5 protein-coding genes are annotated in these 20,300 nt (G+C 34.2%); 1 reads left to right on the forward strand and 4 read right to left on the reverse strand.

The window, feature by feature from the left end; all coding sequences use genetic code 11:
* Positions 1-3 precede the first annotated feature (3 nt).
* Positions 4-4,527 carry a translocation/assembly module TamB domain-containing protein gene (locus DNU06_RS13940; RefSeq protein WP_111064110.1) on the reverse strand — a complete coding sequence of 1,508 codons (4,524 nt, stop codon included), beginning with the start codon at positions 4,525-4,527 and terminating at the stop codon, positions 4-6.
* Positions 4,528-4,568: 41 nt separating this feature from the next.
* Between DNU06_RS13940 and tsaD the strand changes: the two genes are divergently transcribed.
* Entirely contained in the window at positions 4,569-5,594 is a 1,026-nt protein-coding gene (tsaD, locus tag DNU06_RS13945) for a tRNA (adenosine(37)-N6)-threonylcarbamoyltransferase complex transferase subunit TsaD (protein ID WP_111064111.1), read from the forward strand.
* On the opposite strand, the gene DNU06_RS13950 is transcribed toward tsaD, so the two are convergent.
* From DNU06_RS13950 to DNU06_RS13960, 3 genes are read right to left on the reverse strand one after another with little or no spacing between them, the layout of a single operon-like run.
* A complete protein-coding gene (locus DNU06_RS13950; RefSeq protein ID WP_111064112.1) occupies positions 5,587-8,646 on the reverse strand; it encodes an OmpA family protein in 3,060 nt (1,019 codons plus the stop codon). The genes tsaD and DNU06_RS13950 overlap by 8 nt on opposite strands.
* Positions 8,647-9,570 (reverse strand): PorP/SprF family type IX secretion system membrane protein, encoded by a 924-nt coding sequence (locus DNU06_RS13955; protein ID WP_111064113.1) that lies wholly within the window; start codon positions 9,568-9,570, stop codon positions 8,647-8,649.
* The gene (locus DNU06_RS13960) at positions 9,571-20,235 is read right to left on the reverse strand and encodes a T9SS type B sorting domain-containing protein (RefSeq protein WP_111064114.1); all 10,665 of its coding nucleotides are present in this window, start codon (positions 20,233-20,235) and stop codon (positions 9,571-9,573) included.
* Positions 20,236-20,300: the final 65 nt, after the last annotated feature.

The following is a 20,300-nucleotide window of genomic DNA, read 5'->3' on the forward strand; positions in this document are numbered from 1 at the left end:
AATTTATTTTTTTTCTGGCAATACTGCAGGTTTAAAATTTTCAACTACAGGCACTTTCCTACCATTACTGCCTTTTTTCTTTTGTTGTTTATTTTCTTTGTTTCTAAATATATTCAAAATTCCTTGCCAAAGCTTAAAATCTCGACTAGAATTAAATGATTCTTGATAGCTCAACCCAAATCCTTGTGTAAAAGCCCCTCTATCTTGGTTGGCAATTTCATTAGATTCATTGAATACATTTACAGAAAATGTCCCATCTTTATTTAACTCATATTCTACATTCACATCCCCTACAATGTTAGATGCTTTATCATCTCCTTCCTCCGAGGAAATAACCCCTACGGATGTTGTCATTTTTAATCTATCATCTAAAAAGGAGGTGGAAAAGCCTAATTCGGCATGGTCTGTTCCAATATCAGAGTTTAAGTTATAATTATCTCCAATCTGTCCCAACACCGCATTAATTTGTTGGTTCACTAGGTCTTCTGTAACATTTCCAGAAGCTGCGAGTGAGCCTTCTACAGGAATAAACTTTTTAAATATTAAAAGGGAAAAGAACTGCTTGTATAAATCATCTTCAATACCTGTTATTTGGCTCAATGCAGATTTTGCATCATCCTTTGCATCTGGGGCTTCAATGTCTAACTTTAGCTCTGGTGACATGAGGGTATTCGTTAAATTCAAATAACCATATACTAATTCATTCGTGCTCGATTGATTTAAATCACTCGAAATGATATCACTTATATCTGCTGTTCTTTTAAACCTGGTTTTTATGTCAATATTTGCATCATATGGTGATTGTGTCCATACTACCGTACTACCATCCATAATTTCAAAATCTTCTTTCACCACATTTTTCATATTGAAATGGTACACACCTTTGGTAATTTTATATTTTCCAAACATAGAAATATCGCCATAATTATCCATATTCATTTCTATCTGACCAATACCTTGTGCTTCTATTTTATCATTTAAAATAGGATCAAATACAATGTTAACTTTAGCTTGCTCGGTCACATCAAAATTCATTTGTAAGGTCATACCTAGTCTTTCTAATTTTACCAAAGCAGTATTTTGATCTGCAGTATCTGCACTGTAAAATTTCACAAACCCACCGTCTTCTATTTCGCTTGTCCCATAAAGTGGCAAGGTTAAATTGGTTCCTTTTTGAGTTTTGATATCTACAGTAATTTCGGTTAAATCATCATACCCAAAAATATTAACATTACCAGTAATAAAAGCCTTTCCATAATACACATCCCCTTCTTTGTAAAATGTGTTCATGGCTAAAAATGTTCTGGTCAGACTTGGATCTTCCAAGTCTAGCGTTACATCATAATTCCAATCGCTATATTTTTTATGGTACACCTGCATCATACCAATCCCTTTATTTCCTATCTGATCGGTTATTTCAAGGTAATCTGCAATAATTTCACCTCGATTAAAATTAATTAATCCAGCAATGGTATAATCGACATTAAACATAGGCACATTTACACTTGTGGGCTCCACCGTTAAATCGCCAATAATTATAGGGTTATCTAGTTCTCCTTTTACTTTTAAACTTCCATCTAACGATCCCCGAATATTCGTATATAATTCAGGATCAGAAAATGCATTTAAGAAACCAATATCTGTATGTTCAAATTTTAAATTAACATCTAAATTATTATTTTCTCTTTCTATGTAATACAAGCCATCAAAATCAAAACTTTTTATGCCTTTTCTAGTCAAATCGCCATTTACCGCCAAGGCATTATTTCCTTTATTCCATTTTCCTGACAAATTAATATCCCCTACTAGTTCATCATTAATGGCCAATGTATTAATATTGGAATTCGTCACCACCTTAATATTGTCATAAACATCTGACAAACCTCCATCTAGATTTAACAAACCATCTAATTTTACCGTTTCTCCAGTAAATGAATTCAAAGAAGATAGGTCAAAATCTTTGACATTGATATTTAGCCAATCCTCAGGATTTTCAGATACTTTTCCGTTTAATTTCACAAAGTGATTGCCACTATTAATGTCCAAGTTCTTTATTTCTATATATTCAGGATTCCATAACACTACAGCTTGGTCGAGTATACCCCATTTTTCGTCTTGCAAGTGAAAATAAGAAGGCGCAAATACAGAAATAATATCTTTATTTTCAGCCAATACAGTTTCTATTTCAAAAAATGCAGATTTTATTTTATTATTTTCTATCCAGCCTAATTTGGTATTTAAAGTATTGTTTTGAATATTAGAAAAGAAGGAAAAGCTATCTACCAGTAAGCTGTCTGTTAAAAATATTTTTCCAATTTTGTAATCTAGCACTGCCTGCGTACTGTCTATTGTGCTGGTCAATTTCACTTTTTCAAATGTTCTTCCTTCGAAACTAAGCTCTTTAGAAGCTATTATCATTTTACTGGTTCCCGCTAAGGAATTTGTTTCCAAATCGATTTGGGTATTGGGTTGTAGATAATAATTTTCGTCGAAAAAGCTCAATATGGGATTAATATCTTTTAAATCCAGTTGTAGTGTAAAATTTTCCAACACCTCTAAAGGAATAGGTTCTATTTCCAATAAATTAGGTACTAGTCTAGCAATTTGATTTTTAAGAATTGGATAAATGTATTCAAAGTTAAATTGTCCATCTAAGTGAAGGGAAACATAATCGGACTCCACCGCAACGTGGTCAGCAGTTGGTGTTCTATTGATTTGCATGGTTACATTATCCAGGCTTAAACGTTTATTGCCATCAAAATAATCGATAGAGGAGATAGACAAATCTCCATGGATATTTTCCAAACTATTACCGGTTAAATTCACATGAATTTTTGTTTTCAAATTTGTTCCTTCATTGCCATTCAGCAACTTCAATTTAGTTAAATAAGAACTATCCACCCGCACATCAAAATTAAAGGAAAGTTCCTTTTTAAAATCTACATAACCATTGTAATTTAAAGCTAAATTATCATCTTCAATATCAATTTCACCTGTAAAACGTTCTGCATGAAACCGGCCTTTTTTAATAGAAATATTTTCATATTCATAGCCATTCATCACAATATTTTGCAAGCGTCCATTAAATAGTAAATCAATTTCATCTAAAGAAAAACCATGAGATTCAGGTAAAACTTGTAAGTAACCATTAATTTTACCAAGGTTCACATTTCCGGTCAATGCCCCTAAATCAAACCCTTCAACAATTAAATCTTTTGCCAATTCCTTATCTAATGCACCTTGATAATAATATTGGCCGTCTGCTCTTTTCTTAAATTTAAGTCCATTTTCAGAATACAAATTCCCTAATCCAGTTTGAATCACCCCATCCACTACAAAGTCAGTTATAAACCCCGTAAAGTGTCCATTTTTCAATTGAATTTTATGGAGTTTTTTGATGTTACTGGCCAATTCTATTTTGCCATCTCCAGCAATAAAAGGCGATAAATTAACACTTTCAATATCTGCAATTGAAGTTTGGAATAGACTAATATTTTCATCTAAAAAAGCAGAATTAAGGTCATTAAGATTAGGTATTTGAAAATTTCCTTGTAGTATGGTACTGGCAAGCATTCGAATATCTGCATCTCTTATTCTCATGCCATTTACCACACCTGTCACCTTTGCATTCACGATTTTCACATCATCTGTCATGCCTTTAATTTGGGGAACAAAATAAGAAAGGTCTTTTAAATTCACCACACTATTCTGCAATTTGGCATTGAAATAAACCTGGTTTAAAAAGTCACTAAAATCGACTGCACCATTGGGTGTTTTTAATTCAAAATAAGCTGCTTGTAATAAGGTCTTTTCTAGGGCAAGATTTAAATTGTTTAACCCAATTATTTCTGGGCTATACAAGACATCCGTACTTAGGTTATTTAAAACCAAACCAGATTGATCTGTAAAACGAAGTCCTTCAATATGTGTTTTAATAGTATCTCCTTCAAACGAGAAATCGTTAAATGCACCGTTTAAATTTTGTATGTTCAAATGGCTGTAATCTACCCCGTAAACGAGGGCGGAATCATTAAAATTATCCATTTTAAAATTCACATCTTGCAGCGCTATTGTTTTTACTGCTACGCTAAAGTTTGTAGTACTGGTATCTTTTTTTTCAGTGGCAAAATAATCGACCAAATGTTGAAAATTAAAAGTACTATCCCCTTGCTGTTTATTTAAATGCACATGTGCACCACCAAGTAGCACTTTGTCTATTTCAATATACTTTCTTTTAAAGTCCCAGTCTCCAATAACCACACGAACGACCTCGGCACTCAATAAAGTATCTTTATTTTTATCTTCCACAAATATGCCTTCCAGATCTAATCTATCAAAGAACAAGATATCCACTTTATCAATGGCTATTTTAGACGCTAACTCATCCGATAAATAAGTGGTTAATTCTCTTGCTAAAAAAGTCTGAAAAGTAGAGGTACGAATTAAAAAAGCGACTAAAAAGAGCACTATCAATAATATTTCTATTAATAATAAACCAAAACTGACAATGCCTTTACCTATTTTCACTAATTTTGTGTGTATATATATTTTCCGCTAAATTAATTAATTTGAACAATAATAGCACCATAATTTTAGGAATAGAATCTTCCTGTGACGATACATCAGCATCCGTACTCATAAACGGAAAAATCATTTCAAATATTGTTGCGAATCAGGCCGTTCATGAATCTTTTGGCGGGGTGGTTCCTGAACTAGCTTCTAGGGCACACCAACAAAACATTGTTCCGGTTGTTGCAGCAGCATTAAAGGAAGCAAATGTAAGTAAAGAAGAACTGTCAGCAATCGCTTTTACACGTGGCCCTGGTTTGTTAGGCTCTCTTATTGTTGGTACTAGTTTTTCTAAAAGTTTGGCTTTAGCATTAGACATTCCCTTGATAGAAGTCAACCATATGCAGGGACATATTTTGGCACATTTTATTCAAAATGACAGCAATCGTTATCCTCAATTTCCTTTTATTTGTTTGACTGTTTCTGGTGGCCATACTCAAATTGTATTGGTAAAGGATTATTTTGAAATGGAAATATTAGGAGAAACCATTGATGATGCTGCTGGAGAAGCATTTGATAAAGCGGCAAAAATAATGGGATTACCTTATCCTGGTGGTCCATTAATTGATCAATTTGCTAAAAATGGCAATCCCAAAGCCTACCCTTTTCCAATCGCTAATTTGGAAGGTTATAATTTTAGTTTTAGCGGTTTAAAAACTAGTTTACTTTATTTTTTAAAGAAAGAGTTAGTAAAAGACCCTGAATTTATCACAAAAAACAAGGCTGATATTTGCGCATCTTACCAACACACGATTATTAAAACATTGTTTAAAAACCTACTAAAAGCTACTAGAGCAAATAACATCACCAACATTGCAATTGCTGGTGGCGTGTCTGCAAATTCTTTGTTGCGAAGTGAATTAGAGAGAATTGGAAAACAAGAACATTGGGAAACTTTTATTCCTAATTTTGAATATTGTACCGATAATGCTGGAATGATTGCTATTGCTGGTTATTATAAATATTTAAAAAAGGAATTTGTTGGACAAGATATTACGCCAAATGCTAGATTAAAGATTAATTAATTAACCTTACTTCTGATCGCCGGTTTAATGCATGTAACTTATCTAAACAATCTACGCCGTCGCCACAATCGTTTACTAATTTACCTTCCCCATAAGCGTTAATAACTATTCTATTTTCACCGATACCTTTGCCTACCAAATAACTTTTTATCCACTCTCCTCTTCTTTCGGAAAGAATCAAATTATACTTATCAGAAGCTCTAGAATCGGCATAGGAATTAATTTCTAAAGTACTATTGGTATTAATTTCCATTAGAATCAACATTTTCTCTAGTTTAATTAAATCACTAGAGTTGGGTTGGGTTTTATTGGACCCATAATAAAGAGATTCAATATCACTGCTCAAATCTAATGCCGAATTACCAAATATTTTGTCGTGATTACTTTCATCCATTTGTTCTTTTAACTCCAATGGCAACGGCGTAGCAAATCCCATTGGTTTGTAAACAAAAAATCCTTTTTCACTACTTCTCAATTTCGCCAATTGTTTTCCATCTTCTCCCTCCACAAATAAGGAAAACTTACTCAAATCATAGCTTTCTTCTAGGTCGGCAAGTTTAAACAATACGCTCGATACACCCGGCAACTTCCTAAAAGCAAAACGCCCTTTTTCATCTGTGTACACTTCTCCTATTAAATTACCATTGCCATCATAAGCAAGCACTTTTAATTTATTCTTAAAATATCCCTCTTTGTCATCATAATCGTAGTTTCCTGAAATTTCGAAAATCAATTCAAAATTTTCCTCTAGGTTCGACATCTTATCAATTTTAGACTGGATCGCATCTAGTTTATTAAAGACGAATTCTCCGTTTTCATTAGCTACAATTTCTGTTAATAACTCACCATCAAAATCATTAATTGCGATAGACAAGTCTCCAAGATTTAAGTCAGCTGGTGCGTTTATTATTTCAAATCTATAGCCTTCAATATCTTCTCGGTCATCAAAATTAAAACTTCCATCTGCGTCTATCGATTTGGTTACCTGTAAAACATTGTTTTTATCATAGACATTGATTTGAATACCTGCTACAGGAAAACTTTTCCCATCTTTTCTCTTTAATTGTCCCCCATATTGATTTAAATCTGAAAACAAGTCAAAAGAACCTTCCTCCAAAATATTCATAGTAACAGCTGAATTCACATTGATGAAATCCAAAGAACGATATTCAAATTCGCCTGAGTTATTAGATAAGATCTCTTTAAGAAAGTCCCCATTTTCATCTACAATTTTTAAGGAAAAGGCACTCATATCAATTTGCTCGTCTAATTCACTTAATTTAAAAATATAATTTTCTATTCCACTTAATTTTCGATATTTAAACTCTCCATTCGCATCTGCAAATATGGTATCTACCAGTTCATTATTTTCGTTATAGACAAAAACTTGTACACCTTCATTCGAAATAAAATCATTTCCATTCTTATCAAAATCACCGTTAATAAAATCTGTTCCAAAAGTAAATGCTTCTTCCCTTAAATAGTTTTTATTTTTAGCACTGTTGATTCTCAATACTTTTAATTTTCTAAACAAATAATTACCAGAGCCATCATCTTTTAATCGCTCCACAATTTTATTAGTTTCATTAAAAATTACTAGGGTTAGTGCCTTATTTTTTTCCTCCAATTGAATAATGTAGTTTTTATCGGCAGGTAAATCTTTAAAAGTAAAGTACCCCATAGAATCTGCTAGTATCGTATGTGCAATTTGCCCATTTTCATCTAATAGGTTTACGGTTAATACACCAGGATCTTTATGAATATTATCCTCGTATAAAAATCTGCCAGCCATTTTTGCGGTACCATCTGTTTGGATTTGCAATAGATTTAAATCTCCAATATCATTCATATCCACCATACGATAAATAAACTCATCATTATCGTCTGCCAAAAGTCGCTCATCTGGATTTCCTTCATTGTCGTATATCACCAACTCCAATTCGGTTTTAGACTTTGCCTTTACAATATAATCCCTTTCATTTTTCAAGTCAAAAAATTCAAATTCTCCATTTTCATCTACCAAGGTGTTTTGAATAGATTCTCTATTTTCATTTAACAAATGAACGGTGAGTGGTTGTTCTATTTTTTCATTTAGTTTTCTATATTTTAATTTTCCAAAAAGACCATTTTTAATATTTCTTTCCTTTTTTATTGAGATAAGAAATAGGTCGTCATTACCATCACGATTAGAACTTAAAAAACCAAAATTACCACTCTCGAAAATAAATAGGCCAAAATCATCCGCACTGCTGTTCAAGTATTCCACATTATAGGATTCTAAGGTGTTTTTCACTAAAAAATATACATCTAATCCTCCTTTTCCCTGGTTTTTATCTGAAGAAAAGAAGATAGTCCCTTCATGGTCTACGAATGGAAACACTTCATTGGCTGTTGTATTAACATTTTTGACACCTACTGGTGCTTCCCATTGTCCATCTTTTATAGCTACTTGATAGATATCCTTTCCTCCTTTACCTCCTTTTTTATTAGAAGAAAAATATAAAGTTTGCGTTTTAGAATCAAAATATGGATGGCCAAAAGAGTATAGTGGATTATTAAAAGGTAATAATTGACTGTTTTTTTCCCAAATACCATTCACTCTTTTTAAAAGATAGATTTGCGGTTTTAGCACCCTAATTTTTCGATCAATTAGCTTTCTAGGGACTTTGGTGAAAAATAAAGAATCCCCTGTCACAGAAAAACTAATTGGCCCTACATGTGTGTATTCGTCTTGAATTTCAAAGAATGGGGTAATATTGGAAGTGGAGACATCATAAAACTGATTAATGTTTTTTATTTCCCCTTTGTACATATTAATTTTGTGGGTGTTACTCCAATTATTTTCATGATAATTTATCATGTTAGGTTCTCTGGCAGAGGCAAAATAAACCATTCCATCATGTAATATTGCTGAAAAATCTTGTTGAGAAGTATTTATACCAGGAATTTTACGCACTTCTCCAGTATAATTGGTTACCAATTTAATATGCCCTTGACCATAGCCAAACGCAGCTATTAAGAGGATAATATATAAGCTGAGTACAATTTTCATTTATAAATATCTAGGAGAAACAATTTTAATATTTCTATTTTTCAAGTTAAAATCAAACCCTAAAAAAAGTTCGTGTGACCCTGAATTATATTTCATTAATTTGTTGATGGAAAAGTCGTAAGCATATCCAACTCTTAAATAATCAAATACATTCCATTCCGTTAAGATATTAATACTACTGCTGTTTCGGATAGAAGCACCAAGCCAAAACTTTTCCAAAAACATAAAATTCACCCCCAAGTCCATATTTAAATTTGCGCCTTCCGTCACTTTAATTAAAATAGTAGGCTTGACTTTAATATTACTCACCAAATCAAAAACATAACCACTGTGTAAGTATAAGTGTGTTTGCAGTATCAAATTTGAGCTATTTGGAAAAGCATCAAAAGATATATTTTCATTGGTCAAATGATTTAAAGAAAGACCAACAAAGAATCTTTTGGTATAAAAATAAGTACCAAAATCAATATTGGGTACTAAGGAGCTGACTTTGCCGCCAACATTATACACGTCGGTACTTTCTTTGAACGTCAATAAATCTCTATTTAATGTGGTGTTATAGATCCCACCTCTTAAAGCAAAACTCAATTTGGCTTTTTTAAAGCGAATGTGGTAGCCTAAAGATACATTCGCAGAAGTGCTGTTCAATGGTCCTACACTTTCGTTATTGACATTAACCCCATAAGCCAGAGAAGAAGTACTCAATGGAGAATGAATGGTAAAAGACTCAACTCTTGGCGCATCTTTTATTCCCACCCATTGACTACGGTGCAATATTACACCACTGAAAGAACTTCTAGACCCAGCATAGGCAGGATTAATGGCATATTGGTTGTAAGCATACTGACTATATACAGCATCTTGTTGTCCCCAAGAGATATTGGACAGGACCATAAAAAATAATATGTATATTAATTTTGTCATTTATTTCAGTACTTCAACCCAGCCATCTGTGACCTTTTTACCTTCTGATTCTATAATGTAATAATAGGTTCCAAAAACAACTGCTTTTTGTGTTTTTTGGTTAATGCCATCCCAAACTTGGTATACATTATCGTAATTTTCGAACTTGGCAATTTGATCTCCCCATCTATTAAAAATATAAACAGTTGGACTGGTGTAACCTTCAATTCCTGTAATTTCCCAAGTTTCATTTACCCCATCTCCATTCGGAGAAAAGGCGGTATAAATTGTATTTTCGCACTCCGCTTGTAACTTGATACGAACCAATAAGGAATCCGAATTCACACAATTATTGACATCTGTAATGCTAACCGTATAATAAGTATCATATAATGGGTTAACTGAAATTGCCGCGGTAGTATCCATAGTAGACCACAAGTATTGTATTCCTCCTGTCGCCTCTAAATCGGCATAATACCCAGCACATAACTCTTGATTTTCGCCAGCGCTAACCTCTCCAAAAGCATAATGGTATAAAGTAATGCTATCGTACAAGGAATAACAACCAATACTTTCATCTATGTAATTCACATAATAGGTAATTTCTTCATCAAATGTTTCCATAGGCATATAATGGTTTGTGTCTGCCGAAAGGGTATCCAAAAAGTTACTGTTGGCAAACCAATAGCCATTCACCCCATTAGCTAAGAAAATAGTATCGGCACTTACATTTAAACAAAAGGTGGTCTCCATGCTACTAATTTCGGGTGCATTAACAATATCTTCAATAAAAATATTAAAAGTATCTACTTCCGATATACACCCATTTTCTATGGTATAGGCATAATAATCACCTGCTCCTTCTAAAGGAATATAATAAGCGGTATCTGCTATTAATAAATTAGCAGCAGTCGTATCTCCAAAATACCAATTAGTCATTACCCCTGTACCTACAGTTAAGGAATCAATTATTTCATAATTACAATACACTGAATCGCTTGAAGAAATCACCGGGTTTTCTGGATTTTCAATCATATAAATAGTAATCGGCACTTGAATTGAATTACACCCATGCACATCTGTATAGCTATAATAATATATAGAATCCGCTAATAATGGTCCCGACATGTCATATTCAAAATCATGTATTAAAGTATCATTATTGGCATCATACCAATGTCCTGTACCTGTTGCACCCACAACCGTTAATTGATCAAACAAAGTTTCGCCTTCACAATAGGTTGTATCAATATTATCTTTATCAATTTTGGGCTTAACTGGTTCATCATATATTTGGACATTTACCTTGCCTAATTCTGACTTACAAGTAAAGGTAGCACCATAAGATTGTGTGTAGAAATAAAATAAATTATTAACAGTAGCTACGGGGAAATTGCTAAATGTAATGGCAAAGGAATCATTGACACTTAATATTGTTGAAGCTTGTTGGTACCAAGATAAATCAAGTGCTGACACCAATGTATCTAAATTTTCACCTGGGCAATAAATGATGGTATCTTCATTCGTAAGCGAAGTAAGCGGAATGTTCATACTCGGCAATTCCGGGGTTGGATGATAGGTCACGCCCACTTCACTGAAATAAGATTGACAGCCATAAATACTTTCTGCTTGCGCATAATAAGTAATGGTAGAATCATCAACATATGAATAAGCGGGTGGTGTAAAATCAGCTGTTAACAAATCGGTGGCCAATATCGTTGAATCATTTACGAACCAATTATTCGCAGTTGCATTTGAATTGATATCTTGAATGTTTTCACCTTCGCAATATTCATAAACACTACTGGTAAGTATTGGCTCATCTGGTCTTGGATGCAATTTGATAAATGTAGTATCTTCCGCTGACTTGCAATTGTAACCGGTAGAATCGTAACTAACTAATTCAATAATTTGTGTGCCATTAGAATAAGCCCCTTGAAGAATATCGTAACTAATCGCTAAAGTACTGTCTCCAGTCGGTGTATTACCAACTTGGTACCAGTTTAAGGTATTACTTCCCGCCGATTCAAATAAATCAATGCTTTCGTATTGGCAGTATTCTATCTGTCCACCAACATTGGAACCATTTGCCATAATTACTGGCGTTTGCCAAGTTTCGAAAGTATGGACGATAACCGAATCGATTGCCGATTGACACACTAATGGTAGTACCGAACTAGTATTGTGAGAAACGAAACTGTAGTAATATAAAGTGTTGTCGGTTAAGTCTCCAAAATTTAAATCGTAATCGACATCTATCGTTTTAATATTGGGATCAGTATACCAAGCAGTACTGTCCTTGTGCGTATTAATTGAAACCACAAACTCATTCGAATTTGGACAAACTGCTATGGAGTCATTCGCAGGAATCAATCCTTCTAAACCAGTTTCAACAATGGGCATAATTGGTGTCCCGTGGAATGAAATATCTATTTCACTGGTATCAGAATAGCAGCCATCACCTGTAAAGTCAAAAGCATTGACTGCAATTGTATAGTTATTATAGTTCGTCGGTACAGGAAGTACATAAGTAAACGGACTTACTGTGATGGTATCATTTACACTGGTCTGAGAATTATAATACACCACTTTATTCACTGCTGGCGCTACAAGATCTACTGATAAGTCAGCAATATTTTCACCAAAACAATAAGCAGTATCCTGCAATACCATAGGCTGTTCAGGTGTTTTAAAGGTGTGTATATTAATTTTGTTGGTGTCAGAATAACAAATCTTCTCTCCATAAACATCATATTTTATGCTGACAAAATAAAGAATTACATTATCTGATTCTTCCGCAAATGAATTTAAACCATAGCTAGTTCCATTTACAGGCGTACCAATTGTAACAGGGGTTGCCCAATACGTGCTATCAGGATGTGTATTTGCCATCAAAGATTCTGGTACAGTTGGACAAATATTAATCAAGGTATCAGGGTTAGCAATTGACCCATCACCTGAATAGGTCAATATTGGTGCATTCGGATCCGCATGATATCTAATATTTACTGTATCCAATGTTGAAACACAACCTAAATCAGACGTGGTTATACCAGTTGAATCCAAGGCATATATTTGAATGGTATTGTTGGTATATGGCAATAATTGTATTTTTGGTTGGTAAGTAAAACTGTAAACAGAATCGGTTCCTTCATACCATTTAATATTGGTTCCATTCATTACTGAAAGTAAATCCACTGTCTCCCATTCACAATAAGCAACATCTATTAAGTTTGGTTTTACAGGTGTTGGCAAAACTTGTAGTTGAATAGAATCAATCTCTGATCTACAAATTCTTGTAGGATAAACTACCTGTCTATAATAAATTAATGTCGTATCAATAATAGAATTACCTCCTAATTGACTGATAAATTTATTGGTTGTGTCGGCATTTGAAGCAGCATACTCATAATACCAAAAAGTGTCTGTTGAATCTGTATCGGCATAAATGGTATCCAATAAATTATCTTGTGGGCATATGGTAACTTCATCCCACGAAGAAATCATTAATGTTCCCGCACCGGTGTTTAAAGATAAGTTAGGTTTAACTACTGCATCATGAAAAACAATTTGGGTAGTTACAGTGTCTGAATAACAACTTTGACCGGTAGAATCTCTGGCGTAAACAGCCAAAGTAGTATTTGCTGCATAATTTAAAATTGCATGTGTTGGTCCTGTTGGTCCTACTTGATTACTGGTATTAATTTCAAACCAATTGATAGCATGGGTTCCTAAGGCATCATTACCTAAGTCTACAATTTCAGACTGGGCACAATATGCGGTATCCCCATTTGTAATATTTGGCATTACTGGTGTAAAATAGGTGTGAATATTAATGGTATTTGTATCAGAATGACAAGTCACACCGTCAAAGTCTAAATATGTTTCAAATGCATAATAACTTAAAACTGAATCCGAGTTATCAGCATAGTCAGGCACATAAGACTTCATGGTTACTGGTGATGCATTGGCAGTATACCAACTTGTTTTTAACGCAGCTGTACTGGCAATTAAAGTATCGTCAATGGTTGGACAAATATCTAGACTAACTGGATCAGTTACCCCTGCAATAACGGCATTCACAGTAGGCGCTATAACTTTTGGATAAATTATTATTTCAGCAGTATCTCTTTCAGATAAACATCCTGTAGCTGTTGAATCTTGTGCGTAAATGGTAATAATGTTGTTATTATGTCCTATTGTATCCACCACATAACTTGGATTGTTAATTGAAACTAAATCTGTTGTAGTATTTAAAAACCAATTGGTATGGTGCGATTGTGCCGTATCTGTCAATGCAACAATCGCTTCCCCAAAACAATAAGCAGTATCTCCATAGGCAATTACTGGCGTTACTGGTGTGAAGTTAGTATGAATATCCACATGGTTTGTATCGGAATAACAAGTTTTTGTTTCTACAGCTGTAAATTCTTTATCCGCGAAATAATACAAGGTGGTGTCCGTATTTTGTGGAAATTCTAATGGGTAATTCTTGCTATTTGTCTCTGTACCTAAAACGGTATACCAAAAAGTATTTGCGGCTGCTAAACTAGATATTAAAGTGTCGGCGCTGGTCAAACAGATGGTCACATTTGATGGGTTTAAAGTACCGTCTGAAGTCAAATTCACATCAGGCTCAGCAACCTCAGGGTTTAGCACTATTTCAACACTTACTTGCGCTGAGGCACAACCTGTCCCAGTGGAGTCTTGTGCGTAAATAGTAATAATATTGTTATTGTGTCCTACAGTATCCACAACATAAGTTGAATTGTTACTGGATACTAAGTTACTCCCCGAGTTTAAAAACCAGTTTGTGTTAACGGCTTGAGAAGTATCAGCCAATGTAGCTATTGCTTCTCCAAAACAATAAGAAGTATCACCATAAGCAATTACTGGTGTTACTGGTAAATCAAATACATTGATATTTACAGTTCCAGTGTCCGACTGACAAGTTTTTGTACTTGGCACCGTATAATTCACAGTATTGAAATAACTTACATTATAATTAGTGTTTGGGGTTAAAGTCGGCACATACACACTGTCGTTAACTGTGGTTGGGTCCTTAAAAAATGTTGTACTTGCACTGGTGTTTGTCGACCATATTTCATCAGGTGTAGAAGGACAGAAATAAGCAGTATCTAAACCAGTATTGATGTTCGTTGCACTCAAAATAGGCTTCACCGCTTTCGTGAAAATTTCAATGGCATTGGTATCTCTTCTTGGACAAATAGCATCACTTGTCAAGTATATTAATTCATAAGTACCTACTGTTAAATCGGCGGTAATTGGTGAAGGTACTAATTCACCCGTTGCATTATTTAATACTGCATTTGTTCCACTCGGTGAATTGTATAGGCTAAATGTACCACCTGCAGAGACAATGGAAAGTGGTGAAATACTGCTCTCATTTTGACAAAAATCGTTGAATGTAAAATTAGGACTAGGTACGTCGTTGGTATAAACAGTAAAGGTATCCGAAGAACAAGATCCATAAGCATAGTACATTTCATAAGTCTCCCCTGCTGCTGCATTTACTAATTGACCTGTTGCAGGGTTAAACGTTCCAGATAAGGCGTTAATTAAATAATACTGTGTAAGCGTTGGATGAGCAAATGCAGGTAAACTTACGACATAACCAGTCGTATCTTCACAAAAAGTACTGTACACAAAATCTAAATTTGCTTTTGGTACCACGGCAGCATTTACTGTATGTGTTACTGTATTTTCTGAAATACACGTTTGTCCACTTACAATGGCTTTTACTTTTACATCCAACAAACTACTTGCGGTTAAGTTTGAGAAATTTGCACCCGCTACAAAATTAGATCCATCAATACTATAAGTAAAAGGGGCATTAAAAACAGGTGCAGTGGAATTGGTGGTATCTATAGTTACCATTCCTGTGGACAATCCACAAGTATCATCTGCAAAATCTAAGACCAAGGATTCAAAAGTTGGTCCTTGAGTTAAAATACTATTTGCCGCGGCGTTAAACACGCAACCATTACTATAGTTTATTTGCACAGCATAACTCCCAGGTGCTAAAGTATCTCTTAAATAATTTGGCGAAGTAAAGTCACCATTAACACCACCTATCAGTACGTCAAAAGTATATACACTGTTTGCACTATTATCGACCAATATCCGACCGCCTGCAGCTGCATCTTTACAGACTTCATTTTCATTCACAATTATTGGATCTATTGGTGCATCTAACACAATACTATTTTTACCAAACTCAGAACTACTACCCGTTGAACCTAATGTTAAAATTGCGGTAAAAGAAGTGTCGTTTGCCGTTAGTATATATGGGGCAACAGCAGCTGCAGTTAAGGGAATATTTAGCATTTCTGTAGAAGCAGTTGCAACAAAAGATTGCAACAAAATCGAATTTTTTCCTTCGCCGAAACCTGTTCCATCAACATGCCCTTGATTCGCATAAACATCTAAATAGTAAGTATCACCAATATTTAAATTATTCAATTGAACAGCCAATTGAATATCAGCCCCAGGTGTACAAGGAAACGAAGTATTAATGATTGGCGTGTGTAATTCATCTTGTAAACCTGTCACACCTGTTGCACTATTTCCCCCTGCACCAATATTAATTCCTAATCCTGAATTGTTATAAATTTCATTTCTTAGAAAGGAATTACCACTCGCATTATTAATGACAACAATTCCATTTTGATTATTTCTAGCGATATAATTACGACTTGTTAAATCGGTTCCACCAATTAAATTGTTAAATGAATTGTTGATGACAATGCCATTACTTCCTCCAGTAATGGCGAAAGTACCATCAGGTTTTACCCCAATGTAATTTTGCTTTAAAACATTACTATTTGAATTTGCTGCAAGAATTATTGGGTTAGTGTTATTCAATATATAATTTGCAGAATCTCCTATGCCCCCAATTTGATTATTTGAAGCACCAAGTAAAATTAGTGCTGTATCGTTTTGAAATGAATTTGTAAATGTTGTATCCGTACCAAAATAGTTTTTGAATAATTTGTTTTCACTTGAATTTGCCCCCAGATACACAGCAACCTTACTACCTCCAAACACGTTGAATGGTCCAATGGCATTATTCACAGAAGCATTTGTTCTCGCTACAATTCCTCCTCTTAAATTTTGACCACCTCCATTAAGCCCGTCATAATCGACCCCCATAAAAGTGTACTGAATTTGGTTAGTGTCTGCTCCATTTAATACAATACCAATATTTCTATTGACGATCACATTTCTTTCCGCGGCATTGTCACCACCAATTTTATTAAATTTTGAATCCTTAATAATAATCCCAGTACCCACACTACTACCTAGTTTTATGATATTGTTTTTATCATAACCAAATACATTCCCTTTCACTATTTGGTTTTTCGAATCTTTTAAACCAATACCAACAGAATCTACGGTGATATAATTCGCATTGGACATATTGTCGCCAATAGTATTTACTTGGTCTGTATTATTGATTGCAATTCCATATTTACTACCAGAAATCAACGCCAAGCCACTAGAATTTAAACCAATGTAATTGTTTTTCACCGTTGTGTGTGCGGCATTATTGATGATACTGACGGCAGTTTTATTACCCGATATCGTATTGGTTAAATCACCCATACTGGTATAATCAGTTCCTTCTAATACAATGCCAATCAAATTACCTTTTGGACTATTCCCCGAAATATTGGTTCCGATTAAATTACCACCGATTTTAGCATTTGTTGTTCCATTCAAGTAAATTCCAACACTGTCATTACCTGAAATAACATTATTAATCCCTGAGTTACCAATAGAAATCAAATCAGATTTTTCATCCACATATATTCCTATATTATTACCAATCATCTGATCATTGACATCAATTCCAATATAAGAATTTGAAATATTTTGGTTATAGGAAGAGTCAATTTGAATACCTATATTTTGGTGATGAATTTGTAGTTGCTGAACCAAATCGGTATTACTTCCTATGGTATTGCTTAATAAGAGGTCTGTAATTTTTACCCCCGTATTATTTGCCTTAACACCTACTCCAACATAGTTTCCTGCGATTAATGCCGAACCAATTACATTCGAATAAATTGCGTTATTATTTGTTGTACTCCCTTCTAGCCATACCCCTGTGGTATTTCCAGAAATAAAATTAATACTATTTAAATCGGATGAACCAGGTGTAAAACCAATTACATTATCGTGGGCACCATTATCAATTTTAACCCCCACTGTATTGGCTATTACTGAATTTTGGTCGTAAAAAGGTAAGCCTATTAAATTACCAATAATCCTTGTATTTTGAACATTTGATCCTGAAAGGTGAATTCCTAATTCATTACCTACGATTATATTCCGCATAGAATCGATACTATAGTCCACATCCCCTATTCTATTTATATTTGTATTTCCAGAGGTTCCATCAATTAAAATGCCAATATCATTCCCAAAATCACTATCTAAACTCTTATTTCCGCCAATAATGTTGTTATGCATTTTTACAGCATTACCATTTTTGATATGCACACCCACTGCCTCATTTCCAGAAATAATATTTCCTTTTCTCGAACCAATGCCATACCCATTACTTGCTGTCTCCAGCGAAATACCGTTATAATTTGGGAAAATGGTCTCCCCCATATAATCTACACCAATGTGATTGTTGTCAATTCGATTATCTGAACCAGCAGTTTTTGTCAATATCCCACTACCATCATTTCCTGCAATGGTATTTTGCCCAAATATTTTTTCTGATCCCATTTCACAAGCTGAAATGGCATCTGTATAAATTCCATGTGCTTGTTTATTGGATACTCTTTGTAAATTTAAGGAATCAATTCCATTACCCGCTAGACCTATAATATTACCATAAATTTTAGCACCTGAAACTGTATTCGACAAATGCACATTGGTTCCAATATAAGGTACTATGACATTTGGATGATCAAAACCATTGTCCGAAATTACATTTCGTTGGTAGTGAAATAAACCACCCAATTGAGAAGAACTTGAATTCAATAATACCCCTGCTTCCGTATTGCCATGAATATAATTTCCAAAAATAATGGCATTCGAAGCACCAACATCTGTCCCTATTCCATTTCCATCAAAATTTATAATTTCTAGTCCCGCTATCACAGAGTTAGGTTTTTCAATGTAAACACCTGAATTACTGGGATTAGATGAAGCAGCTTTAATAATCACTAAATCGGAAGCAGGAACCAAACCATCACTTGCTCCTATACCTGTTCTCGGTCCTGGTATTTTAGAACCATCTTGAGAAAAGCCATCTATATAAACTGTTTGATCAAAATCCACGCTTCCAGAATTGTTTTTTTCAATGGAAGTGCTTCCTGGTGTCAAATCAAATGCTATGTAATTTATAGGTTCAGCAGCAGACAAATTATTTATTGCACGTCTGAAAGATCCTGGTGAATTTCCTGAAGAATCATTTGTCACCCTTAACGAAGTATACTCTACAGCACCAATATCCACCACAAAGTCTAATACCCTTGGCGCTCTTCTAGCGTCATGATCAGAAGTTTCATAAGTATGGCTATTTTGAGAAGCTGCGGATATGTTATTATCTCCAGTGTTTATCAAGGGACTACCGCTAGCTATAATAGGGAAATATTTTAAACCGTACCCATCAGTTACATGCGTAGATCTAAGGTTTGAATTTACAGCCCCGCTAAAATTATCAACAGCAGTATAATCGTTAATCAAACTACCTTCAAAAGCATACACCACTTTTTCTGCAACGGATTGAAACAGGTAGTAATTATTTTCTGCATAAATAGAGAAATTGATATCGTACCATAAAAGAGACAACAAGGTAAGCGTGGTAGGCACGTAAACTTGGTATTGTCCTATACCTGTAGCGCCATAATTTTCCGCAATGATATTATTTTCAAAAAAAGCGTACCTGGTATGTGGGAAAAAAATATTCGCTTGAATGGTCACATTCAGCCAAATGGCATGTCCTGCATTTTCAATATCACTCGCTTGATTTTGGTAAAAGGTATTATTGATAAACCGGATAGAATTAATCGCAGGAACATATTCTATATATACAGCTCCACCAACACCTGCAGCATTATTTTTATGGAATGTACAATTAAAGAAATTCCCTTTATTATCCGCATTATCAAAAGCTACAGCACCACCATTATTTGTGGCTACATTACCAAAAAAAGAGCTATTCCAAACCGTCAATTCAGCAGTTCCTTCTACAGCAATAGCGCCACCATTTCCACTTACAGGCTTGTTATTTTCAAACAAACAATCTTCTACCCACAATTCTGAAGCTCCTGTGAGTTTAATGGCCCGAAGGTTAAGATCATTTCCTGAAACCATATGTTTAAAGCCTAGTCCTTTAATAACTATCCCCGTTTTATTGTTGATTTCAAAAATGTTACCACCATACTCACCTACAAATGAATTATGTGTAGGGTATGGACCAATTATGGTTAAGTCGTCGTTGGCAATAGTAATTGCCGAAGTCAATAATATTCCTCCAGAATAATTAATAATGACAGTATCCCCTGCAGAAGAATTAATCTCAACATGGTCTCTTAGCGTATTTACTCCTGAATTATTTCCATTATCCACATACCAAATAGTGGCATGTCCATTGGACACAAAAAACAATAAAATTAAAGAAAGTAAAATTCTTTTCAAATTCATTAAAGCAGGGTTACTAATTAAAATTCGCAAATAATAGTACGGCTATTTTACTAAAAGGTTTCTAT

The sequence above is a fragment of the Putridiphycobacter roseus genome, from assembly GCF_003234935.1.
Taxonomy (GTDB): Bacteria; Bacteroidota; Bacteroidia; order Flavobacteriales_D; family Crocinitomicaceae; genus Putridiphycobacter; species Putridiphycobacter roseus.